This is a genomic window from Mongoliibacter sp. (assembly GCF_007692705.1).
Lineage (GTDB): Bacteria > Bacteroidota > Bacteroidia > Cytophagales > Cyclobacteriaceae > Mongoliibacter.
Genome location: NZ_REBN01000118.1, coordinates 18,073 through 40,541, shown reverse-complemented (window position 1 = coordinate 40,541; position 22,469 = coordinate 18,073). Strand labels below are relative to the sequence as shown.

Below are 22,469 nucleotides of genomic sequence, written 5' to 3'. Positions count from 1 at the left end.
AAAATTAAATTAGGGTTTTCAGTCAATATTCTGAATTTAAGATTTACAAACGGTCAATTATAAATTTCAAATCATGAAATTTCCGCTCGTATAATAAGTCCATCCCAACAAATGCACTTTAAGAATTATAAGTAAATTGATGTATAACCAACCAAAAAGAAAATGAACAAATTGACTCTTGTTATTCTCTTATTTTTACTGTTTTCCTGTAAGGAAAGTAAATCTCCAAAAATCACAATATCCATTGCAGAAGAATTATCTGAAAATCTACAAGATGGCAGACTTCTTCTCCTATTTCACCACGATGAGGGAACGGAGCCAAGGTTTGCAGTAAGTGACGATGTACATTCCGCACAAGTTATTGGGATGGATTTCGATAATCATCAGATTGGAGAATCATTTGAATTTGATATTTCCGGATTCGGTTATCCCATCGAAAATTACAAAGACATCCCATCTGGCGAATATTGGGTACAAGCCTATGTAGTGAAATATGAGACTTTCAACAGGTCTGATGGCCATACGATCAAAATGCCCATGGACCAATGGGAAGGGAGACAATGGAACCGCACACCTGGCAATGTGTATAGCAAGCCCCTTAAAGTAAACTGGGATGGGAAATCAGACTTATCAATCGAAATAGATCAAATCAATCCACCTGTTGAGGAGCCTGAAGACACAGAATTCATCAAACACATTAAATTCCGATCCGACTTGCTTTCAGAATTTTGGGGTCGAGATATTTACCTAGGGGCACATATTCTGATCCCTAGAGATTTTGAACAAAATACAGATGAACACTATCCACTGATGATATTTCACGGACACTTTACTCCAAATTTTGGTGGATTTAGAACCTCTCCTCCTGACGAAGATTTAGAAGAAGAGTACAGTCCAAGGTTTGGAATATATGGTTACAATAAAATACAACAGCAAGAAGCTTATGACTTCTACCAAAAGTGGATTTCACCGGATTTCCCGAAATTCATTGCCATTGAGATACAGCACGCAAATCCTTTTTACGATGACAGTTACGCTGTCAACTCAGAAAACATTGGACCTTATGGAGATGCCATCACTTATGAATTGATACCTCATATAGAGAAAGAATTTAGAGGTATAGGAGAAGGATGGTCAAGGTTTACTTATGGAGGTTCGACAGGTGGCTGGGAAGCATTGGCTGTACAGGTCAAATATCCAGATGAATACAATGGATGCTTTGCTGCCTGTCCTGACCCTATAGACTTTCGAGCCTATACCACCGTCAATATTTATGAAGATGAAAATGCTTATTTTATCAGAGGACCCTTTAGGACCACAGAAAGGGTGGGGAAAAGAAATTACCTCGGCCATGTTTCGGCCATGCTTAAAGACATGAATTATAAAGAACTTGCCTTGGGTGGTAAAAAGAGCAGGTCTGGAGATCAGTGGGATATTTGGCAAGCGGTATACTCTCCAGTAGGTACAGATGGTTACCCAAAACCAATTTGGGATAAATATAGTGGTGAGATTGACAAGGAGGTCGCGGAATATTGGAAGGAGAATTTTGATCTTAGGTATATTATGGAAAGAGATTGGGAGCAATTAGGTGAAAAATTGGAAGGCAAAATTCATATCTATTGTGGGGATATGGATAACTATTATCTCAACAATGCTGTCTATTTGACAGAGGATTTTCTGGAAAGCACTGAAAACCCTTATTATGACGGAGAAGTATTGTACGGAGACAGAGCAGAGCATTGCTGGAACGGAGATCCAGACTTGCCGAATTATATTACAAGATTGAGGTACCATACCATGTATTTGGACAGGATTGCCAATCGCTTGAAAAAAACAGCTCCTCCCAATTTCAACCAACAAACTTGGGTCTTGAAAAAATAGGATTCAGTCGGAAACCTAATTCATAAATATAGTTTCCCTGAACTATAATCGATAATTTGTCCTTACCTTTATACCAGAGCCCACTGTAATTGAGCTTATAAATTCAAGAAGCCCATTATCAGGAAAATTTAAATATCATGAGTAAATCAGAAAATATCAATTACGAATTAGAAAAAAACATGGAAGTCATCAGCCAATTAGATGGCTATGTTAACCATGCGGTAGAGAATATTTTGGTAGATCCGGATGAATGCTGGCAGCCTTCAGATTTCTTGCCGGATATGGCAAAAGCGGATGCTTTTGATGAAGTAAGAAAACTTCAGGAAAGAGCTTCCGGAATTCCTGATACGATAATTACTTCTTTGGTAGGCAACATGATTACAGAAGAGGCTTTACCAAGCTATCAGACTTACTTCAATATGCTGGAAGGCATCAATGTGGAAGGAAACCTTCTAAGTAATTCAGGCTGGGTAAAGTGGTCTAAAGCCTGGACTGCTGAAGAAAACAGGCATGGTGACTTACTTAATAAATACCTCTATCTCTCTGGTAGATGTGATATGAAAAAAGTAGAACAGACAATTCACCGACTTATTTATAATGGTTTTGATCCTAGGTCGGAAAAAGACCCCTATCAAGCTATGATTTATACCTCTTTCCAAGAAAGAGCTACAAAAATCTCCCATGTAAATACAGGTAAATTGGCTGATAAAGCAGGTGATGACGTGCTTTCCAGAATTTGTAAAACTATTGCTGGAGACGAGGCCCGACATGAAAAAGCCTACAAAAGTTTCATGAGTCAGATTTTTGAAATTGACCCTAATGGGGCAATGCTGGCTTTTGAAAAAATGATGCGAAAGCAGATTGTGATGCCTGCGGTATTAATGGGACATGGAAGCAGTAACCCAACATTATTTGATCAGTTTTCTGCAATCACCCAAAAAATCGGTGTATATACTGGTTGGGATTATGCCAGAATTATTGACCACCTTGTCAAGCTTTGGGATATCGAATCCGTTACAGGGTTAGATGCTTTAGCCTCAAAAGCTCAGGATTACTTGTCGAACCTATCAGATAGATACATGAGACTTGCGGACAGAATGAAAGCTCCTGATGAGATTTCCCTCGCTTGGTTGAAATAAATAAATAAAGCCTGAAATGATTTCAGGCTTTTGTCTTATATACTTAAAATACATAAAGAAATGTTCCCTGTGGGGAACATTTCTTTATTAGAATCGATTACATGTATATACATTTAATGTGTCCAAAACAATATCTAAATGAAGACTATAAAAGAAATACATAGTGCAAGTTACCAACCAATTGCCGATTTGATCACATACAACCCTCTCCCCTCGTCAAAACTTAGGCAGATTGATCCATTTATTTTTCTCAACCATCACGGCCATCAAACTTATCCTAAAAACAATAACGGGCTTCCATTCGGTCCCCATCCTCATAGAGGTATGGAAACCGTAACCTTCATTGTGGAAGGAGACATCATGCATAAAGATTCAGGCGGCCATGAATCTGTTATCAATACTGGTGGTATACAATGGATGACTGCAGGAAGTGGTCTAATCCATGCCGAAGTTTCCTCCGACAAATTCAAGAAAGAAGGAGGCGACTTAGAAATCTTACAGCTTTGGTTAAATCTACCGGCTAGGTTAAAGATGACTAAACCAAGATACATAGGGCTACAAAAGGAAGAAATAAAGGAGTTTGAACTGGATGGAGGAAAAGGAACTGTACAGCTAATTGCTGGAGAATGGAATGATCACAAAGGCTCTTTTGAAACGCTTTGGCCTATTTTTCTCAGTACACTTCATCTAAAAGCAGGTGCAAAAGTCATTAAAGATATTCCACAAGAAGAGAATATATTTTTTTATATAGTAAGAGGAGAAGTGAAAATTCAAGGTGAACATATACCTTATAGAAAGTTGGTGGAATTTAACAATGATGGAACATCATTGGCATTTGAAGCAACGGAAAATGCCATAGTAATTCTTGGCCATGCGAAACCATTTAATGAACCGATGGTGGCTCAGGGTCCTTTTGTCATGAACACAAATCAGGAAATTATGCAGGCGTATCAGGATTATCAGGACGGTAAATTTGGAACATGGGAATAAAGTCCCCAATTCTGTATAAGGAAAGGCTTCATGTCATGAGGACTTTTCTTATACAGAATCAATGATATCCTGAGAAATCAACCGATAAATTTCAGCTATTTGCTCATTGTAATTTAAAAATTGATGATGAGCCTCCAACGTATTCAAATCCTCTCTTATGGCTGGACCTGTTTGGGCTCTTTTAGCCCCTAATTCCAGACTTTTGCTAATTGTTTCGATGATCAATGGTTTTAGCATTTCAAAATCCAAGCCTTGACGACGCATTATTTCTTCAGCAAGGCGGATCATATGGTTTGAGAAATTACTTGCAAAAACGGCTGCTACATGTAAAGCTTTTCTGTCCTTGCTTTTGACTACATATTGGAGATGAGAAAGTGACTTTGCCAACTTTTTCAGTTTCTGGAGTGTTTCTTGATCTTCACTTTCCAACAAGAAAGGTACTTCCTCAAAAGATAAATTTCTGTCTTTAGAAAAAGATTGCAAAGGATAAAAAATACCTGTAAAGGATGCCGAACTATATCCTAAAGCTTCAACTGACACTGATCCTGAAGTATGTACCAAAATACTATTCTCAGGAAGTATGATTTGATCTGAAATTTCAAAAATAGCATCATCATTCACTGCTAGAATAAAAATTTCTGCATCAGAGTCTGAAAAGTCTAAGTCCAATTTCTCTTCTGCTGTATAAAGCTTTTGGGTAATGTCACTTATTTTCTTAGTGCTTCGCCCATAAACCTCTGTAATGGTATGCCCCGCCTCTTCCAATGCTGGAGCCAGATGCCAGGCTACATTTCCAGTACCGATAATCGCAATCTTATATTTCATTTTTATATAAATTGTTTTCAATGGACATGACCCATATCATCAAGTATTTCTGTATAAAGTGCGACACCTGGTACCCTCTAGAGGCATATCAGATATTACTTGATGTATCACCATTTGTTACCTCATTTCTTGACAACAACAATATATATCATTTGTCATCAATAGGAAAAACAAAACCCCAAGCATTTATTACTTGGGGTTTTATTAAAACATATCTAAAAGCTATTCGAGACCCTTATCCCGCATCTTACTGAACTCATCATACCTTCTGTATATAGCTACACAGAAACCGATAAGCATAATGATGGTTCCAATCCATAGCACATTGATCTGAGGCTTCATGATGGCTTTGAGTACGACATAATCTTTCTGGTAACGATTTACCTTAAATGAAAACTTATTCGACTCCGGTACTATATTTTCTACTTCAACCTTAATACCAAGCTCATTGTCGATGGCGGGTATTTTCCCCAGCTGATTGTCACGGATAATGAATATAGGTGAAAGTCTTTTTTCAACTCCAAAATCCTGAATCACCAAATTGGCTTTGACGGCGACATCACCTTCCTTAAGATTTACACCTGGAAGATCAGTGATTACTTCACCTCCCTCAAAGGTGGTCACAAAATCTGCAATGTAAAAAGTCTCGCCAGGAGAAACTTCATAAAACTCATCTTCCCTCCACTCTGGATCATCAAAATCATTCAAGGCTGATACAAATGTGTATAAATCCCTATTCAAAAACCTTCTGGAGTCCGGTGAAGAAATCAGACCCATATTTTCATTGAATTGAGACATCGGGTTTAAGGTGAATTGATACTCATCATCTTTGAAATAATCAATTCTAAAATAATCATTCTCCTCAAGTACTATGGATACAAGATCTCCTTTTTTATGGTAAGTTCTCCCTCTTACTACAATATCATCCAAAGCAACTGCTTCATTGACACTGCCTGTGGCCTCTAGTAAATTCGCATTCACATGTCCCGGTACTCCCACAAGCTTCTTTTGCCTTCCTTTATAAACAGCAGTGTATTCTTTAATCTGTGTTGGCTTGTTGATCCAAAGTAATACATGTTCTTTATTCAATTCATCTTCCCAACTATTCGAATATGTCAAGCCTGACATATTATAAGAAATGATTTCAGAGTATCCTGATGAGAACATAACTCCTATCAGGATTAATCCCAGGCCAATGTGAGCCAATGATCCTCCCGTTAACTTAAAGCTTGACTTCCTTAGTAATTTGACAAGAATGGTAGAATTGGCTACAATGGTAAATGTCGCTGCAATGACCAAAACGATGTAGGTCAAGTCGAAAACTTTTCCCCAGATTATAATTACTGCCGAAAGTAGCAATGATATAATATATGGTGTTACCAATGTTTCCCTCAACTTTTTGGCATCCATTTTATTCCACCAAAAGTACTGCCCAACGGCTGTCAATAAAGCTAAAGCAACCGCAAACCAAAGTTGAAATTTGGTATAAAAGCCAACCTGATCAGCCGGAGGCGCCATGTTAGAAATCCCTCCAAAGCTCTCTACAATAGCATTCCAAACGGGAATAGATGTAGGCAGTATTACTTGAAAGGCCATAAGCCCCAAGGTCGTTGCCCCAATAAAAATCCAGAATTCCCTAGAATAGACCGAAGCCTCCTTTTCGGAAGTAGGAATGTGCTTCCAGTTTTTGGCTGCTAAAAACACCGCTACAAAAAGGAAGAATAACATATAAATCAACAACTGACCGGATAGTCCTAAGTCTGTAAAAGAGTGCACCGAGGAATCTCCCAAAACACCGCTTCTTACAAGAAATGTGGCATACAATACTAAAATAAATGACGCGATCACCAATACTATTGAAGATTTCAAAGCTGTACTGCTTTTCTTAAATGTAATCATGGTATGAATCGCAGCAACCATGATTAGCCAAGGCACATAAACTGCATTTTCTACTGGATCCCAATTCCAATATCCACCAAAGTTTAGCGTCACATAAGCCCAGTAAGCTCCCATTATAATCCCCATTCCAAGAATCATCGCTGAAAACTGTGCCCAAGGCAATGCAGGCCTCACCCATTCTGAATACCTCTTAGTCCATAGCCCACCCATTAAAAATGCAAATGGGACCAAGGTCGAGGCGTAACCTAAAAACAAGGTTGGCGGATGAATCACCATCCAGATATTTTGAAGTAGTGGATTAAGGCCAGTGCCATCTTCAGGTACAAAATCAGGATTTATAGAAAATATAGGAGCAGATACAGCATCTCTCAGAAGTATAAATGGTGAACTCCCTATTTTTAAATCGCCAATCACTACACCTAAAATCATTGAAACCAGAAATGCCTGTACCAGTGCAAAAACCAACATTACAGGGCCCTCCCAGAACTTGTTGGTATGAATCAAAACAAGCCCCAATACTACATTCCATACAATCCAAAGGATAAACGCACCTTCTTGACCCTCCCAAAAACTGGAAACCATATAATGAACAGGCAAGGCCATGCTTGAATGTGAATAGGCATAAAAATATTCAAAGCGGTGGTTATAAATAATCTCAAAAAGCGTAATGGCTATTGAAATACTTGCTGCGGCATGCACATAAAATGCGCCCCTGCTGAATCTTCTCCAATTGGGTTTTTCCAACTCGGAAACAACCGTGTAATTGTAATATGCATATGCGGCTACCAGAGCACTGACAAAGGCAAGAATTGTCGAGAAGTGCCCGAAATTACCGATAAAGGTATTGATCATGGATATATTGTATCAGTGGATTGAATTACATACCAGCATTGCTGACTTCCGTTTCTTGGTACTTAGATGGACATTTCATGAGGATTTTATCCGCTATAAATAAATCCTCTGTTTTATATGAACCAATAACAACTACCTGCTCTGCTCTCGCAAAATCAGCAGGTACAGGTTCATTATAAAAAACCCTTTGCGCAGTACCATCTGCATCTACCATTAAGAAATAAAAGGAAGTTTTATCGGGATTGACTTCAATGCCTTCCACTATTCCAGATACACTTTTTTTCAATTCACCTACAACGTGAATAGGTTTATCTTCTCCCCTCATTTTCATTGCTTTGGCAGTTTCAAAGCTTTCGTATGTACTGGCATCACCTATTGATGTGATAATAATCACTATCGCAATTGCGATGATGCCTAACCCTATAAGATGCCCTTTTTTCATATTTTTATAATTGATCTTCAATAATCATAACTTGTCTCTAATCGGCATGGAATCTTGCTTTATGTCAGTATAACTATCGAAAAAGCTTTTTCCTGTATGACACTTTTGTCATGCTGGATTCCAAAGTATTTTTATCTAATATCCCTTACGGGAAAAATTGAGTATCGTTAGCTAATATTTATCAAGATTCTTCCTTGATCAACTTCTCCAATTTGGCTACTTTACGGTCAGTATTGATGACGTAAGCAGTGATGCCTCCGAATATCAACACAATTACACCAACTAAAACATATATCTTACCTTCCGAACGCATGATATCAGCCATTTCTATCCGGGAATTGCTATAATCATCCTCTGTGATTACTATTTTTTCCTGTGCCGATACCTGAAGACTACATGTCATCAGGAATATAATTATCCATTTTTTCATCTATAAACTATATAGGTTAAGAAACCTGATTTATCAATTTGTCTTCTACCATTCTTTCCACTCTTTTCAATCTCACCCGTACTATTGCCAGCCAAGTACCTAAAAGGGTCCAACCAATTATCGCTGGGTAAAACACCAACCTTAGTTTGCTGTCAAGGTCATATGCATTGAATCCAGGGTTACCTCCATTACCAGGATGAAGGCTATCAGTCAGTCTTGGCAATACAAAAATCAATGGGATAAAGGCCGCAAATGCAAATATGTTGTAGACTGCTCCAATTCTTGCACGTTGATGCACATCAGTGAGTGAATTTCTCAAAATGAGATAAGCGAAATACATTAAAAGACCTATGGCAGATGCATTTTGCTTAGGGTCTCCACTCCAATAATCTCCCCATGTAAACTTGGCCCATAACATGCCGGTAACTATTCCCAATACCCCAAAAAGGATGGCTGCATTGGTGAACTCGATTGCCATATCATCATTTCGAATATTATTGCTGCGCAGGTATTTTATACTATAAATAACAGCCACTACCAGCATGATAATCATGCCAAACCACATGGTCACATGGAAATGTAAGGCACGGATAGTTTCATTGAGAATAGGTAATCTCGGTACGTCTAAGAGGAGTCCAGCAATGAGCGTATACAGCAAAAGCCCAATTGTCAGAATTTTCCACCAGCTTGCTCTCATCTTCAGTAATTTGCTAATTCAAGCGCAAAAATACGGCATAAGTTCCTGATTCCTGTGCTTTTTACAACATATGTTGACCAACTATATCAAGAATGATGGAAACAATGTTGAAAGCGACATTAACTGAATAGGTGAATTTTAACTATCTCACTTATAGACACAGATTTTCCTATTTCAAACCTCATCTTTTAAAAAATTTACTTTTGAATTATACAATTCTAAAAATAAGCGCTTAACCCGATATTTATTTTCCCAATACTGACATATTCAACCACTTTTATGCATGCACTACCTACTATATCACTTGGAATCCATGGACATAGGGGTCATCATCATCCATGATAATTGTATTGTATCCGTAGATTTTCGCCCAGCCTTCTATGCTTGGGATGATGGCGGGTTTACCTGATATCAAAGTAGTCTCCTCAATTCTTCCGGTAAATTTAGAGCCAATAAAGCTTTCATGTATAAATTCATCTCCGGGATTCAGTAATCCTTTTGCAAACCATTGCGCCATTCTTGCTGATGTCCCGGTACCACATGGAGAGCGATCTATGGCTTTTTCACCATAAAACACTGCATTTCGCGCAGTACTTGTTCGATCTAAAGTTTTTCCTGTCCAAAGCACATGTGACAACCCTTTGATTTGAGGGTGTTCGGGATGGATGAATTCATATTTCTCATTCATTTTCTGTCTGAGATTCCTCGCCATGGATATCAATTGCTCTGCTTTGAAATGCTCTAGTCCAGGAAAGTTTTCCTGTGGATCTACAATACAGTAAAAATTCCCCCCGTATGCGACATCTACTTTCAGTTTTCCAAGCTCTTCTATTTCTATTTCCAATTCTTCTTCCGCAAGAAAGCTTTTCACATTTGTTAATTTGACCGAAGTCACTTTGTTGCCTACCTGTTTGTATTCTACTGAAACCAAGCCTGCAGGTGCTTCCATTCTTAGGAATCCGGGGGTCTTTGGCTGAATTAGTCCTTCTTCTATTGCAATCGTGATGGTTCCAATTGTACCATGCCCACACATGGGTAGACATCCGGAAGTTTCTATAAAAAGTACTGCAAAATCATTTGCAGGATCATGGGGAGGAAAAAGCATAGAGCCTGACATCATATCATGCCCCCGTGGTTCAAACATCAATCCGGTACGGATCCAATCCAGATTCTCCAGAAAATACTGACGCTTTTCCAACATGTTATCGCCCTGTAAAAAGGGGACCCCACCAGTCACCAACCTGACTGGGTTGCCACAGGTGTGGGCATCAATGCATTGGAAGGTTTTTTTCATATTTAATTGATATAGGGTTGAAATATGTTAGAAATACGGTAGAAATACAATTGAAATAAGGTAGAAATATGATTGAAATACAATAGAAACCGGAGCAAAGCGAAGGTCCCGAGAGCGAAGCGACTCGGGATAAGTTGAAATAAAGTGGAAACCAGAGCAAAAGGAAGGGTCCTATAGCGAAGTGACTCGGGATATAATTGAAATAGGGTAAAAATATTTCTACCATATATCGCGAAGCGTATTTCTATCTATTTCATTTTGGCCATATTTCACGAAGTATATTTAAATTATTTAACCAATTCCCCATCCACTGTTCTCCAGATACCTAAAGGATTCCCTTCTTTCAGCGCATCAGGAAGTAAGTCCTGAGGCATATCCTGATAGGCAATTGGCCTCACGAACCGCTTAATAGCATGAACGCCAACAGATGTAAAGCGGCTATCGGTCGTCGAAGGGTAAGGACCTCCGTGCTGCATGGCATGACCGACCTCCACTCCCGTTGGAGCACCTTTGAAAAGAAGCCTTCCACATTTTTCTGACAATAGGTTGATCAAATCTTCCTTTTTTGCCAACTCTCCATTTTCTCCCCACAATGTAATGGTCAATTGTCCATGGAGTCTTTGGGCGATGGCAAAAAGCTCATTAAAGTTTTCATACACTACCATCAAGGCAAAGGAACCGAAAACTTCTTGTTGAAAATGATCATCTTCCAGCCAATCATTTGCCTTTATTTTGGCCAAAGCCGGGTAAGCTTTGATAAGGTCTTTTGCTGCAGCTACCTGCACCCATTTCAATTCCTTTCTTGATTCCAAAATGGATAGGGATTTATAATACGCTTCAGCTATGCCTTCATGCAGCATAGGTGCCGCGGCGATTTCCTGAAGCTCCTTCTTGACTGCTGATGCAAAGGCTTCTGCATGAATGGAAGGCACCATAATCAGCCCTGGATTGGTACAAAACTGACCTGCTCCCAGTGTCAGTGATCCCACGAAAGCTTTGGCTAGAGACTCTATATTAGCGCCTAGTTTTTCCTTAAAAGCGATAATTGGATTAACCGATCCCATTTCCGCAAAAACCGGTATAGGCTCGGATCTTTGATTGGCTAAATCAAAAAGGGATTTCCCTCCTGTAAATGAACCAGTGAAAGCTACAGCTTTGGCTAGTGGATGTTGAATCAGTTTTTGACCTGTTTCTATTCCGCCTTCCACATGCGTAAAGACCCCTAAAGGTAAATTGGAATCAATAACAGCCTTGGATATAACTTGTCCGACCAGTTTTGAAGTTTCAGGATGAGCAGGATGTGCTTTATAAATCACAGGACAACCTGATGCCAAAGCTGAAGCTGTATCTCCTCCCGCAGTTGAAAAAGCCAGTGGGAAGTTACTTGCACCAAATACTACCACGGGACCTAAAGGAGTAAGAAACCTTCGGAGATCTGGCTTGGGTGCCGGAGTTCTTTCAGGGTCCGCATGGTCGATCACTGCTTCTACCCAAGAACCTTCCTCCAATAATTTCGCAAAAAGTCTGATCTGCCCAGCTGTTCTTCCCAGTTCCCCTGTAATTCTACCTTCAGGAAGATTCGACTCTTCTGAGGCTAAAGGAATTAAAGTATGTTTTTCTGCCTCAAGCCCGTCCGCTATTCTTCTCAAAAATGTCGCCTTATCTTTTCCAGAAACATTTTTAAAATGTAAAAAAGCTTCTTGAGCTGATTGGAATATCTGGTCGTAGTTCATGGTTATTGTAGTTTATTTAGGTTTAATTGATTGAAATATTGTAGAAATATAGTCGAAATAAAATGGAAATAAGGTGGAAATACAATGGAAACCGGAGCAAGGCGAAGGTCCCGAGAGCGAAGCGACTCGGGATAAGTAGAAATAAAATTGATATAGGGTAGAAATATTTCTACTTTACATGGCGAATTTTCATCCATTTCATTTTAGCCATATTTCACAAAGTATATTTCTATCTATTTCGCGAAGCGTATTTCAACTCTATTTCACGAACTTGTCTACCGTAAGGTAGAGTATAACTTATCCGTGGCGGATTTCTAATTTATTTCAATGACTGCATTCATACGTTAACCGTACCTGAAGCACTTAAATTTTTGGTCTGTGCTCCAAACCCCTCTTGATGATATTTTCCACTTTCACTCGTTCTTCACCAACCAGGGTTAATCTCGGGGCCCTTACCCATTCAGTTCCTATACCTGCCATTTGTTCTGCAAGCTTGATGTACTGCACTAATTTGGGATGTATATCCAATTCAAGTAGCGGCAAAAACCAGCGGTAAATTTTCAGGGCCTCTTCATATCTCCCGGTTTTCACCAAATTAAATACAGCGACAGTTTCTTTCGGGAAAGCGCAAACCAATCCAGCGACCCAGCCATCGGCTCCCATCACCAATTCTTCCATAGCCAATGTATCCACACCACAAAGGAGTTTGAACCGGTCACCAAAACGGTTTCGCATTCGGGTTACATTGGAAATATCTCTTGTGGATTCTTTGATTGCCTGAATATTGTCGCAATCTGCAAGTTCCTCAAACATTGAGATGGTCACCAAGGTCTTGTAATCCACCGGATTATTATAAATCATAATGGGTAAATCTGTGCTGTTGGCTACAGCCTTGAAGTAAGTGACTACTTCTCTATGGTCGGCAGAGTATCTCATAGGAGGCAACAGCATTAGTCCCGACGCACCCATATCTTTGGCCTTTTTGGCCCAGAATATAGCATCCCGAGTGGCACCTTCTGCTATGTTAAGGATTACTGGCACTTTCCCATCGATATACTTGACGGTTTCTGATGTCAGTTTGATTTTTTCATCCAATGAAAGTACGGAAGACTCCCCTAAAGTACCACCGAGAATTATTCCATGTACACCTGCCTCAAGTTGTGCATCAATATTTTTGAAAAACATGTCCATATCCAAACTTCCATCTTGGTGAAATTTGGTGGTTACTGCGGGAAATACGCCTTGCCAATTCATATTATTTTCTTTTTAGTAAACTGTGTTTATGTGACGTTATTAGCCTTGAGCGGATCATCTCATCTGGCTGATTTTGGGTGAAAAATTCAATTTCCACCAGTACCATATATTTTTCAAAGCTACACACTATTAGGCCTCTATCTCTACACACAATTAGTCTATACTGATACGATATTGATACATAACAAATATTGTTGGGCTAATTTGATTAATATTATACCAAAATTTAATTGCCTATTTATTTGTCATATGCAGACCAAAAAAGTAATTTCCTTTCAAATTCCGAAATCCAGTAAGGAATTTGTCCGCTTCCAGGTTGATGCCGAAAAGCATTTTTATGATAAACTCCATCAACATCCCCAATGGCAGCTGACATGGATCAAAGAAGGCAAAGGACAATTGATGGTTGGGGATTACCTAGGGAGGTTTGAACCTGGAAACTTATTTCTATTTTCAGCTAATATGCCACACGTTTTCCGGTCAGACGCTGAATACTTTGACCCTGAAACTGAGAAGGAATCATTGGGATATACTTTGTTTTTTGATTTTGACGCTTTGGGTAAGGACTTACTGGAAGTAGAAGAATTTACAGGTCTGAATTATTGGCTTCAACAAACAAGAGGGAGTTTTAAAGTTGAAGGCCATGTAAAGCAATATATATTGAATTACCTCGATGGATTTCAGGAATGTCAGGGCTTGGAAAAGATTCTTGCAGCCCTGAAAATTCTACAAAGCCTTCAGGAAACATCTGTGTTGCAAGCTTTAAATAAGCTGGTTCCTCAAAAAGACTACAGTGAAACTGAAGGGAAGCGCATGGGAAAGGTGATGTCTTATATTCTTTCAAAAAGTCAAAATCCTATCAGCCTGAAGGAAGTAGCTGATGTAGCTAACCTAAGTAAGGAAGCATTTTGCCGTTTTTTCAAGGAAAGAACAGGAAAGACATTCACTGAGTTTTTAATCCAGGTTAGGATGCATCAAGCCTGCCAACTCCTTCAAGAGAGCGAGTGGTCTATTTCACAGATTGCTTATCACTGTGGTTTTCAAAATTTATCTTATTTCAACAGGGCTTTTAAGAAAACCCAGGGTGAGACCCCTAAAGAATTTAGACTGCGAAGGTTTAATTGAATCGTGCTTTGCCTGATTCTAATGAATTGATCACTTTGGAGTAAGTAGGCATTAAAGTCTTTTAAACTAAAATCTTATCCCTGCAATTTTAAAATTTATTTTTAGAATTGCAGGGATGGTTGCATTGTTCTTTAATAAAGATTACGAATTTAAACACCTGAAATAAAGATGTTTAAACGCATTGATTTTAATTACCAAGAAGAAAATTACCAAAAGGATTTTCTTCTTGTTCATTTAATTTCTTAAATCAAAAATGGTTACAGGACATTTCAAGAATTTTTTTTTGAACTCAAAAATAATCGGTAAAAATCACTGGATTTTTAACCATCCATCAATAGAGGCCAACCTTTTATCAACCCGCTATTAGTCTTTTCTGAAATTTTCAAGGATATTAAATTTCTAAAAACTACTAAAATGAAACAATTTCTACTTCTTTTCATCTTAAGCATTGCCATTCCCTGCTCCATATTGGCCTCCGAGCTTTATCCTGCTATCAGCAGCTACCAAGCAGACAGGAGCGCACTCGCGAGAAAGTACAACAATCCCCTGTCTGATGAATACTTCCAACGTTTCGAGAAACTATACAAAGACTGGCTGGTTGCTTTGGAAAAAATGCCCTATGACAGCTACACTTTGGACGGGAAAATGGACTATCAGCTTTTTAAAAATCACTTGGAAAAAGAGCTTTTTTTTCATGGTTTGGCCTTTGAAGAATTTAAGGGAGTTAGACAGGTTGTGGACTTCAAAGCAGCTTTGGAAACTTTTTATCAAACCCGAAGGATGGCAGTCAAACCCAATGCACAGGAATTGGCGGCTACATTTACCGAAACTGAAAAAGCCATCAAAGCCAAATGGCAGGCTATGAAAAACACAAAGCCCTTCGACTCCTGGCAAAAAGCCGAATTGGCTTCCAAAACCGTGGAGGCTTTGAGGAAGAGTACGGAGGAGGCCTACAATTTTTATTACGATTATGACCCGGACTTTACCTGGTGGATGACAAAGCCAATGGAAAGCATGAATAAAACGCTAGGGGACTACGCAGAATTTTTGAAAGACCATTTTGAAAATACCGTGGTAAAAGATGATGGATCAGGAATCATCGGCAAGCCTGTTGGGAAATTGGCCATTGAAAAGGAGCTGGCTTACAATATGATTCCCTACACAGCAGAAGAGCTGCTCAAAGAAGGTGAAAAGCAATATGCCTGGTGCGAAGCAGAATTGATCAAGGCTTCTGAAGAATTGGGTTTTGGAAAAGACTGGAAAGCCGCACTCGAGCATGTGAAAAATACCTATGTGCCTGCAGGAGAATGGCCACAAATGGTGGCAGAAATGTCAGAAGAAGCGATAGAGTTTTTGGAGTCCAGAGACCTGTTGACAATCCCGGATATGGCCAAGGAAACCTGGAGAACCACCATGATGTCCGCAGAAAGACAAAAAGTAAGTCCTTTTTTCCTGGGTGGAGAAACAATCATCATTTCATATCCTACCTCAACAATGACTCATGAAGAAAAAATGATGAGCATGAGGGGAAATAACCCGCATTTTTCCAGGGCCACAGTACAGCATGAACTGATTCCAGGCCATCACCTGCAGCAATTTATGAATCAAAGGCACTTCCCTCACAGAAGAGTATTCAACACACCCTTTTGGGTTGAAGGATGGACTTTGTATTGGGAATTCAACCTGTGGGATAAGGATTTCCCGAGAAATGCAGAAGATAAGATGGGTATGTTGTTTTGGAGAACACACCGGGCAGCCAGAATTGTATTCTCTTTAAATTACCATTTAGGAAAATGGACACCCCAACAATGTATTGACTTTTTGGTAGATGCGGTAGGCCACGAAAGAGCCAATGCAGAAGCAGAGGTTAGAAGATCTTTTGAAGGCAGTTATGGGCCGCTTTATCAACTTGCGTACATGATTGGAGGGTTACAGGTGTACAGCTTGAGAAATGAAATGGTAGAAGGAGGTAAAATGACTGAAAAGGAGTTTCATGATTTCTTCATCACTCAAAACTACACTCCAATAGAGCTGCTTAGGGCAAGAATGAAAGGCGATATTCCAAAAGACTTTAAGAGCACTTGGAGGTTTCTTGTTGATTAAATCCGATGTCGCAAACGCTGAACTTTAACAGCAAGGAAACAAAAACCTGATTCTGGGTTAATTCCGATATTTATAGATGTTTAAGATACCTGCCCTCCGGCAGGCGGGCTAAATAGATATTCTGTCCAGCTTCATCGGGATTGACTCAGAATAATATAAGATTTAGCAAGAGACTTTTATTGATAAAAAATGACAGGAGGAGTAGGTTTTTCCAAACAGGGAAAAGATTCATTTAAAGAAAACCGCAATCTCAGGATAGCCAGACCTAGTATGAAGGATAATCCTTATGCTGCTAAAAATGCTTCTTCCCATCAGGAGCTGGCAGAAAATTATGAGGAACTGAAAACTTGGAAGATTCAGAAAGAAAGCAATGATCAAAAAAGACGATTAATAATTTACATTTCATTGTTTGTCGTATTTTTAATAGGATTGCTTTTGGCGATCATATAAGCGCATTTATTTTTTCCCTAATAATTGACTGAATTAAATATCAAAAGGCTCCCTTCAGTGGAGCCTTTTGATTTATTATTGTTTTTTCAAATTGAAAACTTATGATCAATTATCTTAATATCTAGAACCGGAAGGTTGCACCTAGTAAGAGAATTTCATTCAAAAATCAGGATGATGAATATCCTAATATCAATTTAGTATCTATTAGATATCTACTTATTTAAACCAATGCTCACAATATTAATAATTTGCAAAAGGTATTGTTATACCTCCAACTGCCTTCTATACATCTGAATAGTATTTTCCAAACCATAATAAAGGGCGTCACAGACCAAGGCATGCCCTATGGAAACCTCTTCAAGAAATGGAATACTTTCTTTTAAAAACTTAAGGTTATGAAGATCCAGGTCGTGCCCTGCGTTCAATCCAAGTCCAAGTTCTTTTGCCAAAAGTGAAACTTCCACATATGGGGCTACAGCTGCGACTTTATCTTTGTGAAAATTGCTTGCATAAGGTTCCGTGTAAAGCTCTACCCGGTCAGTTCCCGTATCTTTAGCAGGTTCAAAATACTTGGTCTCAGGATTGATAAAAATGGATACTCTAGTACCATATTCATGCAATTCTGCTACAATATCTTTGAGCATTTCCCTGTGTTTGATGGTATCCCATCCTGTATTGGAAGTAATGGCATCCGGTGGATCAGGGACCAATGTAGCCTGTGCTGGTTTAACGGTTTTAATGATTTCCATGAATCTTTTATCCGGGTATCCTTCGATATTAAATTCTGTGCTGACTACACCTGCTAGATCCAATACATCCTGGAATCGAATATGTCTTTCATCAGGTCTGGGATGCACGGTGATTCCCTCAGCACCAAATCTCTCTGCATCCAAGGCTACCTTTACAACGTTTGGGTTATTGGCTCCCCTCGCATTCCTTAAGGTGGCGATTTTGTTAATATTTACACTTAGTTTGGTCATGTTCCTAAAATAAAAGATAATTTTGTGACAAATTTACACCTATAACACAAAGAATAAGAAAATGAGTTTAAAGGCAAGTGTAGAAAGTGAAATCAAAAAGGCGATGTTGGCCAAAGACAAAGACAGGCTCCGCGCATTAAGGGCCATTAAGTCTCTGATTTTGTTGGAAGAAACTAAAGGAGGAGCTACCGAGCAACTTTCTGAAGAAGATGAGTTGAAGCTTTTGACTAAAGCTGCCAAGCAGCGTAAAGATTCGGCAGATATTTACCAGCAACAAAATAGAGAAGATCTCTACGCAGTAGAGATGGCTGAATTGACCATTATCAATGAGTTTTTACCTAAGCAATTGACCGAAGAAGAACTTGAAGCAGAGTTAAAAACAATCATTGCATCAGTGGGAGCTTCAGGACCCAAAGACATGGGTAAGGTAATGGGAGCAGCGAGCAAAACTTTGGCGGGTAGGGCTGACGGGAAAGCAATTTCCACAAAAGTAAAAGCATTATTATCCTAACAAATACCTAATGGCGGCATTGGATTGGGTCATATTATTAATTTTGGTAGTTGGGGCTTACAGTGGCTACAAACAAGGGCTTTTCATAAGCATTTTGTCAATAGTTGCCTTTGTTATGGCCCTGATCCTAGCATTTCACCTCATGGACTGGGGAGCACAGTTGCTTGCAGCCAGAGTTGAGAATATGACCTTTGCACTTCCATTTGTAGCCTTTTTGATGATTTTTCTTGGTGTCATCCTAATCATTAGAGGTTTGGCATTTGTCGTCAAAAAAACATTAGACTTTACCATCCTTGGGTCTATGGACAGTATTGCTGGAGGAATATTGGGAGTAGTCAAAACAGCTTTTATTTTGAGCCTTTTTTTCTGGATTGCTGAGGCTTTCGAATTCGGATTTTCAGAATCTTGGACAGCCGAATCCCAATCCTACAGCTATGTACAGCCAATTGCACCTGCGATCATTATGGCAGTAGATGGCTACACTCCCATCATCCAAAACACCGTTGCACAGATACAGGAAATGGTCAAATCCTCCACAGATGGTTTTATTGATTGATAATTTTGATTCTTTTTCCCACATACTTGCAGATTATTTCAGACAATTGGGCCTTGAATTGAAAATTGAGAGGAATGATGTGCCTTTAAAAAACCTTTCCATTCAGGAATTTGAGGCTCTGATAATTTCGCCAGGACCAGGAACCCCAGCTCAATCCGGCAATTTGTTGGAGATAATAGATTACTTTGCTTCACGCATTCCTATTTTGGGGATTTGCCTTGGACATCAGGCTATAGGGGAATACTTTGGAGGAAAACTGGAAAAAGGCAAAAAACCTGAACATGGAAAGGTTCATACTGTTTATAAGATAGGTAATCATCCAATACTACATGGACTGGATTCCTTTTTCCCTGTGACCAGGTATCACTCCTTAGAGATTACAAACATTCCTGAGTCTTTGGAAGTAATTTTGGAAACAGACCATAAAGTAGTAATGGCTTTTGTGCACAAGTCACTTCCTATCATGGGGATTCAATACCACCCAGAAGCACACTTAACCAAGTTTGGGTTGGAGATCATCAGAAATTGGCTGCTCTTTTCAAAAATAAGCGTCAAAGAATCAGGAGTTCAGGAATATATTGGTTTTTGAATTTCTGAAAAACAAACCCTATATAGCTCTTTGGAGTTTTATATTTCAGAATCAATTTAATATATTTAGAACATGCAGGCCTACGAATTTATAAACAACCTTATTCCTCCTTTGAAAATAAACGACAAAGCTAAAATGGCTTTGTCATGGATGGAGGAAATAAGGACTAATATTTTGCCTGTAGTCAAAGATGGAATGTTTTTGGGGTTTTTATCAGATGACCTGATTTACACCATGAACAATCCAAATCTGAAAATAGGTGAATTTGAATTTGACTCACCTGCCTGTTTTGTCTACCTCGATAAACATATTTATGACGTCATAAAAGTTGCATCTGAAAATGGTGTAAATATGGTTGCAGTGGTCGATAGGGACAATCAATACTTGGGCGTGGTGACTATGGAAGACGCCATAGGTGCTTTTGCAGACACCCTTTCCATACAGTCACATGGTGCAGTAGTCGTATTGTCCATGTTCATGACCGATTACAGCTTGTTTGAGATTTCCAGGATTATCGAAACTGAAAATGCTAAAATCTTAAGCAGTTTCATTTCAAATGACCCCTTGGACGACAGTAAAATCAAATTGACACTTAAATTGGACCAGTCAGAATTGCGACATATAAAAGCTACACTGGAAAGGTTTGGCTATAAAATAATTGACCATTATCAAGAAGAGGCCGGTGTAAGTGAGGATAAAGATAGGATTGGTAACCTTCTTAGATTTTTGGATATCTAAACCACTTCACATAAAGTCGGGCATAAAGCTGTAGGTATGTAGGGTTAAACAAAGAAATGCCTATGAGTAGGTGTTTGCTAGGTTATAGATCCCAACATGTCAGATGCCACATGGCCTTTGAAAAGTAATTAAAATCATATGAAAATCTGTCTTCATGGAATCAACCTGCAAAAGGAGTTCATTCCATTTATAGAATTATTGTTAAAAACGCTTACTGACCGGAACGTCCGGATTTTTTATACAGAGAAGTTTGGTAAATCTATACAGAAACTAGGTTTGAAAAAAACCGATAATATTTCAGAAATCGGGAAAAACCAAATTCAGGAAATGGATTTTTTATTTTCTGTTGGGGGAGACGGAACCCTCTTGGATACCGTTACTTTGATTGGTAAATCGGAGGTACCCATTCTGGGAATCAATACTGGTAGATTAGGGTTTTTGGCTACTGTAGCCAAAGAGAATATAGAGACCTCACTGGATGATCTTTTTAGTAATGACTATACCATTGAATCCAGGGCTCTTTTGGAAATGATTGCTTCCAAACCTGTATTTAACGGTGCCAATTTTGCGCTCAATGAATTTACTATTCATAAGAGAGACACTTCATCCATGATTACTGTACATACCTATATTGACGGGCAATACCTCAACAGTTATTGGGCAGATGGGCTGATTGTCTCTACTCCTACAGGATCTACCGGATACTCGTTGAGTTGTGGTGGTCCTCTGATTACTCCTGGAGCAAGAAATTTTGCCATCACTCCTGTAAGTCCCCACAACCTGAATGTCCGTCCTATCATCGTATCAGATGAAAGTGAAATCAGCTTTCGTATTGAAGGCCGATCAGAGAAATTTCTGATCTCTTTAGATTCCCGTTCCACCGCTATAGATGCCAGCGTAGAGCTTGTCGTGAAGAAAGCGGCATTTGCAGCAAAACTTGTAAAGTTTTCCAAATACAACTATTTCGATACCCTGAGACAAAAATTAAATTGGGGTTTTGATATGAGGAATTGATAGAATTTTCTCTGATAATTAACTATGTTTGATGCGGTTTAATAGGTTTGGATTGAGAAAGCATCAAAGCTTGTTAAACTTAACAAAAATTAACCCTGAGAATACTAAGGACGGTTTTGATATCGTTTACTACTTCATAAATTGCAACGTCTTGAAAAAAGTCAATTTCCTGTTTGGTGTATTAGCTGCTCTCTTGATTCTATCCGGATCAATGGCAGGCAATGAAGCAAAAGCGCAACAGTATGATTTCGGAGGAGGGATAGGTGTCGCAGCCTATTCCGGCGAAATTGTAAGGAGGCTGGATCAGGGAAAAGTCGGACTTCAAGGAACGTTATTTGGCAGACGAAATTTTGACAATGTATGGTCATTAAGAGCTGGATTTTCATTTGGAAGGCTTACCGCCGCTGACAGTGTCACCCGCCTGGATCCTGCGGCCATCTACCGAGATGCCGGTTTCAAGGGAAACGTGTGGGAGGCTTCGGCTGTGATGGAATATCACTTTCTGGATTTCACCCATCCTCAGGCACAATACAGGTTTTCTCCTTATGGGTTTTTCGGACTTGGAGTGAGCTATTACAGTGCCGAAGGGCAGTCCTTTAGAGGTGATCCAGAAGCAGGGAGTTACTCTTTGACTACCCCCGTCATTCCTTTTGGGGCAGGCATAAAATATAGACTGACAGACAGGTGGACGCTTGCTGGAGAATTGGGATTCAGGGCTACATTTACTGATCTTTTGGATAAAATAGACGGCACACAGCCAAGTATTCCAAGATTCCAGGATGCCAATAACCCAAGCCAGCCATTTGGTAACAACACCGGAAATTACAGTGATAACGATTGGTATTATTTTTTGGGCGTTACGATCAGTTATTCCCTAAGTTCAGTGAAATGCTATGCCTATTAATTAATTGAGCAATAGGTTAGATTATTGAAAAAGAAATAGCATTTTTGTACCTCCAAAAAAGGA

The 22,469-nt window shown here is 39.2% G+C and carries 21 protein-coding genes; 12 read left to right on the top strand and 9 right to left on the bottom strand.

The features are described 5' to 3' along the window. The first annotated feature begins 162 nt into the window (after positions 1-162). The 3 genes from EA341_RS05595 to EA341_RS05585 all read left to right on the top strand — a co-directional run bounded on the left by EA341_RS05595 (position 163) and on the right by EA341_RS05585 (position 4,010). Positions 163-1,881, top strand: a complete 1,719-nt coding sequence (locus EA341_RS05595; RefSeq protein ID WP_293012131.1) for a hypothetical protein — start codon at positions 163-165, stop codon at positions 1,879-1,881. 137 nt (positions 1,882-2,018) lie between these two features. Further along, positions 2,019-3,020, top strand: a complete 1,002-nt coding sequence (locus EA341_RS05590) for an acyl-ACP desaturase (protein WP_293012129.1) — start codon at positions 2,019-2,021, stop codon at positions 3,018-3,020. 138 nt (positions 3,021-3,158) lie between these two features. Beyond that, positions 3,159-4,010, top strand: a complete 852-nt coding sequence (locus EA341_RS05585; RefSeq protein WP_293012125.1) for a pirin family protein — start codon at positions 3,159-3,161, stop codon at positions 4,008-4,010. Between the two features lie 48 nt (positions 4,011-4,058). Here the strand turns inward: EA341_RS05585 and EA341_RS05580 are convergent, their stop codons facing one another. The 8 genes from EA341_RS05580 to EA341_RS05545 form a co-directional block, all read right to left on the bottom strand. Further along, entirely contained in the window at positions 4,059-4,835 is a 777-nt protein-coding gene (locus EA341_RS05580; RefSeq protein ID WP_293012122.1) for a Rossmann-like and DUF2520 domain-containing protein, read from the bottom strand. 222 nt (positions 4,836-5,057) lie between these two features. Continuing rightward, complete coding sequence (gene ccsA, locus EA341_RS05575; protein WP_293012120.1) at positions 5,058-7,586, bottom strand: cytochrome c biogenesis protein CcsA; 2,529 nt, start codon at positions 7,584-7,586, stop codon at positions 5,058-5,060. 25 nt (positions 7,587-7,611) lie between these two features. Continuing rightward, positions 7,612-8,028 carry a cytochrome c maturation protein CcmE gene (locus tag EA341_RS05570; protein WP_293012118.1) on the bottom strand — a complete coding sequence of 139 codons (417 nt, stop codon included), beginning with the start codon at positions 8,026-8,028 and terminating at the stop codon, positions 7,612-7,614. A 181-nt stretch (positions 8,029-8,209) separates the two neighbouring features. After that, complete coding sequence (locus tag EA341_RS05565; RefSeq protein ID WP_293012115.1) at positions 8,210-8,458, bottom strand: CcmD family protein; 249 nt, start codon at positions 8,456-8,458, stop codon at positions 8,210-8,212. Between the two features lie 16 nt (positions 8,459-8,474). Next, positions 8,475-9,155 (bottom strand): cytochrome c biogenesis protein CcsA, encoded by a 681-nt coding sequence (ccsA, locus tag EA341_RS05560; RefSeq protein WP_293012112.1) that lies wholly within the window; start codon positions 9,153-9,155, stop codon positions 8,475-8,477. Positions 9,156-9,450: 295 nt separating this feature from the next. After that, positions 9,451-10,449: a 4-hydroxyproline epimerase gene (locus EA341_RS05555; protein WP_293012110.1), complete on the bottom strand. Its 999-nt coding sequence runs from the start codon at positions 10,447-10,449 to the stop codon at positions 9,451-9,453. Positions 10,450-10,736: 287 nt separating this feature from the next. Beyond that, positions 10,737-12,182 (bottom strand): aldehyde dehydrogenase (NADP(+)), encoded by a 1,446-nt coding sequence (locus EA341_RS05550; RefSeq protein WP_293012109.1) that lies wholly within the window; start codon positions 12,180-12,182, stop codon positions 10,737-10,739. Positions 12,183-12,545: 363 nt separating this feature from the next. Then, on the bottom strand, positions 12,546-13,436 hold the full coding sequence (locus EA341_RS05545) for a dihydrodipicolinate synthase family protein (RefSeq protein ID WP_293012108.1): 891 nt from the start codon (positions 13,434-13,436) through the stop codon (positions 12,546-12,548). A 249-nt stretch (positions 13,437-13,685) separates the two neighbouring features. Between EA341_RS05545 and EA341_RS05540 the strand changes: the two genes are divergently transcribed. The 3 genes from EA341_RS05540 (at position 13,686) to EA341_RS05530 (ending at position 17,114) form a co-directional block, all read left to right on the top strand. After that, positions 13,686-14,561, top strand: coding sequence for an AraC family transcriptional regulator (locus EA341_RS05540; RefSeq protein ID WP_293012106.1), 876 nt, complete (start codon positions 13,686-13,688; stop codon positions 14,559-14,561). Between the two features lie 414 nt (positions 14,562-14,975). Next, positions 14,976-16,664 carry a DUF885 family protein gene (locus EA341_RS05535; protein ID WP_293012104.1) on the top strand — a complete coding sequence of 563 codons (1,689 nt, stop codon included), beginning with the start codon at positions 14,976-14,978 and terminating at the stop codon, positions 16,662-16,664. Positions 16,665-16,853: 189 nt separating this feature from the next. Continuing rightward, positions 16,854-17,114 carry a hypothetical protein gene (locus EA341_RS05530; RefSeq protein WP_293012103.1) on the top strand — a complete coding sequence of 87 codons (261 nt, stop codon included), beginning with the start codon at positions 16,854-16,856 and terminating at the stop codon, positions 17,112-17,114. Positions 17,115-17,377: 263 nt separating this feature from the next. On the opposite strand, the gene EA341_RS05525 is transcribed toward EA341_RS05530, so the two are convergent. Beyond that, on the bottom strand, positions 17,378-18,094 hold the full coding sequence (locus EA341_RS05525) for a pyridoxine 5'-phosphate synthase (protein ID WP_293012101.1): 717 nt from the start codon (positions 18,092-18,094) through the stop codon (positions 17,378-17,380). Positions 18,095-18,155: 61 nt separating this feature from the next. Between EA341_RS05525 and EA341_RS05520 the strand changes: the two genes are divergently transcribed. The 6 genes from EA341_RS05520 (at position 18,156) to EA341_RS05495 (ending at position 22,406) form a co-directional block, all read left to right on the top strand. Further along, a complete protein-coding gene (locus tag EA341_RS05520) occupies positions 18,156-18,605 on the top strand; it encodes a GatB/YqeY domain-containing protein (RefSeq protein WP_293012098.1) in 450 nt (149 codons plus the stop codon). Between the two features lie 10 nt (positions 18,606-18,615). Further along, positions 18,616-19,161, top strand: coding sequence for a CvpA family protein (locus EA341_RS05515; RefSeq protein WP_293012097.1), 546 nt, complete (start codon positions 18,616-18,618; stop codon positions 19,159-19,161). Further along, the gene (locus tag EA341_RS05510) at positions 19,145-19,750 is read left to right on the top strand and encodes an aminodeoxychorismate/anthranilate synthase component II (protein ID WP_293012094.1); all 606 of its coding nucleotides are present in this window, start codon (positions 19,145-19,147) and stop codon (positions 19,748-19,750) included. Before EA341_RS05515 ends, EA341_RS05510 begins: the two co-directional genes overlap by 17 nt. Positions 19,751-19,822: 72 nt before the next feature. Further along, positions 19,823-20,488 carry a CBS domain-containing protein gene (locus EA341_RS05505; protein ID WP_293012091.1) on the top strand — a complete coding sequence of 222 codons (666 nt, stop codon included), beginning with the start codon at positions 19,823-19,825 and terminating at the stop codon, positions 20,486-20,488. A gap of 138 nt (positions 20,489-20,626) precedes the next feature. Beyond that, a complete protein-coding gene (locus EA341_RS05500; protein ID WP_293012088.1) occupies positions 20,627-21,502 on the top strand; it encodes an NAD kinase in 876 nt (291 codons plus the stop codon). Positions 21,503-21,653: 151 nt separating this feature from the next. Beyond that, positions 21,654-22,406, top strand: a complete 753-nt coding sequence (locus EA341_RS05495) for a DUF6089 family protein (protein WP_293012085.1) — start codon at positions 21,654-21,656, stop codon at positions 22,404-22,406. Positions 22,407-22,469: the final 63 nt, after the last annotated feature.

What these genes read in the sequence shown, in the direction of transcription:
- ccsA (WP_293012120.1), bottom strand. Translation starts at nt 7,586, where the DNA reads ATGATCAATACCTTTATCGGTAATTTCGGGCACTTCTCGACAATTCTT.
- EA341_RS05585 (WP_293012125.1), top strand. Translation starts at nt 3,159, where the DNA reads ATGAAGACTATAAAAGAAATACATAGTGCAAGTTACCAACCAATTGCC.
- EA341_RS05500 (WP_293012088.1), top strand. Translation starts at nt 20,627, where the DNA reads ATGAAAATCTGTCTTCATGGAATCAACCTGCAAAAGGAGTTCATTCCA.
- EA341_RS05535 (WP_293012104.1), top strand. Translation starts at nt 14,976, where the DNA reads ATGAAACAATTTCTACTTCTTTTCATCTTAAGCATTGCCATTCCCTGC.
- EA341_RS05515 (WP_293012097.1), top strand. Translation starts at nt 18,616, where the DNA reads ATGGCGGCATTGGATTGGGTCATATTATTAATTTTGGTAGTTGGGGCT.
- EA341_RS05580 (WP_293012122.1), bottom strand. Translation starts at nt 4,835, where the DNA reads ATGAAATATAAGATTGCGATTATCGGTACTGGAAATGTAGCCTGGCAT.
- EA341_RS05510 (WP_293012094.1), top strand. Translation starts at nt 19,145, where the DNA reads ATGGTTTTATTGATTGATAATTTTGATTCTTTTTCCCACATACTTGCA.
- EA341_RS05590 (WP_293012129.1), top strand. Translation starts at nt 2,019, where the DNA reads ATGAGTAAATCAGAAAATATCAATTACGAATTAGAAAAAAACATGGAA.
- EA341_RS05525 (WP_293012101.1), bottom strand. Translation starts at nt 18,094, where the DNA reads ATGACCAAACTAAGTGTAAATATTAACAAAATCGCCACCTTAAGGAAT.
- EA341_RS05520 (WP_293012098.1), top strand. Translation starts at nt 18,156, where the DNA reads ATGAGTTTAAAGGCAAGTGTAGAAAGTGAAATCAAAAAGGCGATGTTG.
- EA341_RS05555 (WP_293012110.1), bottom strand. Translation starts at nt 10,449, where the DNA reads ATGAAAAAAACCTTCCAATGCATTGATGCCCACACCTGTGGCAACCCA.
- EA341_RS05540 (WP_293012106.1), top strand. Translation starts at nt 13,686, where the DNA reads ATGCAGACCAAAAAAGTAATTTCCTTTCAAATTCCGAAATCCAGTAAG.
- EA341_RS05505 (WP_293012091.1), top strand. Translation starts at nt 19,823, where the DNA reads ATGCAGGCCTACGAATTTATAAACAACCTTATTCCTCCTTTGAAAATA.
- EA341_RS05530 (WP_293012103.1), top strand. Translation starts at nt 16,854, where the DNA reads ATGACAGGAGGAGTAGGTTTTTCCAAACAGGGAAAAGATTCATTTAAA.
- EA341_RS05550 (WP_293012109.1), bottom strand. Translation starts at nt 12,182, where the DNA reads ATGAACTACGACCAGATATTCCAATCAGCTCAAGAAGCTTTTTTACAT.
- EA341_RS05595 (WP_293012131.1), top strand. Translation starts at nt 163, where the DNA reads ATGAACAAATTGACTCTTGTTATTCTCTTATTTTTACTGTTTTCCTGT.
- ccsA (WP_293012112.1), bottom strand. Translation starts at nt 9,155, where the DNA reads ATGAGAGCAAGCTGGTGGAAAATTCTGACAATTGGGCTTTTGCTGTAT.
- EA341_RS05570 (WP_293012118.1), bottom strand. Translation starts at nt 8,028, where the DNA reads ATGAAAAAAGGGCATCTTATAGGGTTAGGCATCATCGCAATTGCGATA.
- EA341_RS05545 (WP_293012108.1), bottom strand. Translation starts at nt 13,436, where the DNA reads ATGAATTGGCAAGGCGTATTTCCCGCAGTAACCACCAAATTTCACCAA.
- EA341_RS05565 (WP_293012115.1), bottom strand. Translation starts at nt 8,458, where the DNA reads ATGAAAAAATGGATAATTATATTCCTGATGACATGTAGTCTTCAGGTA.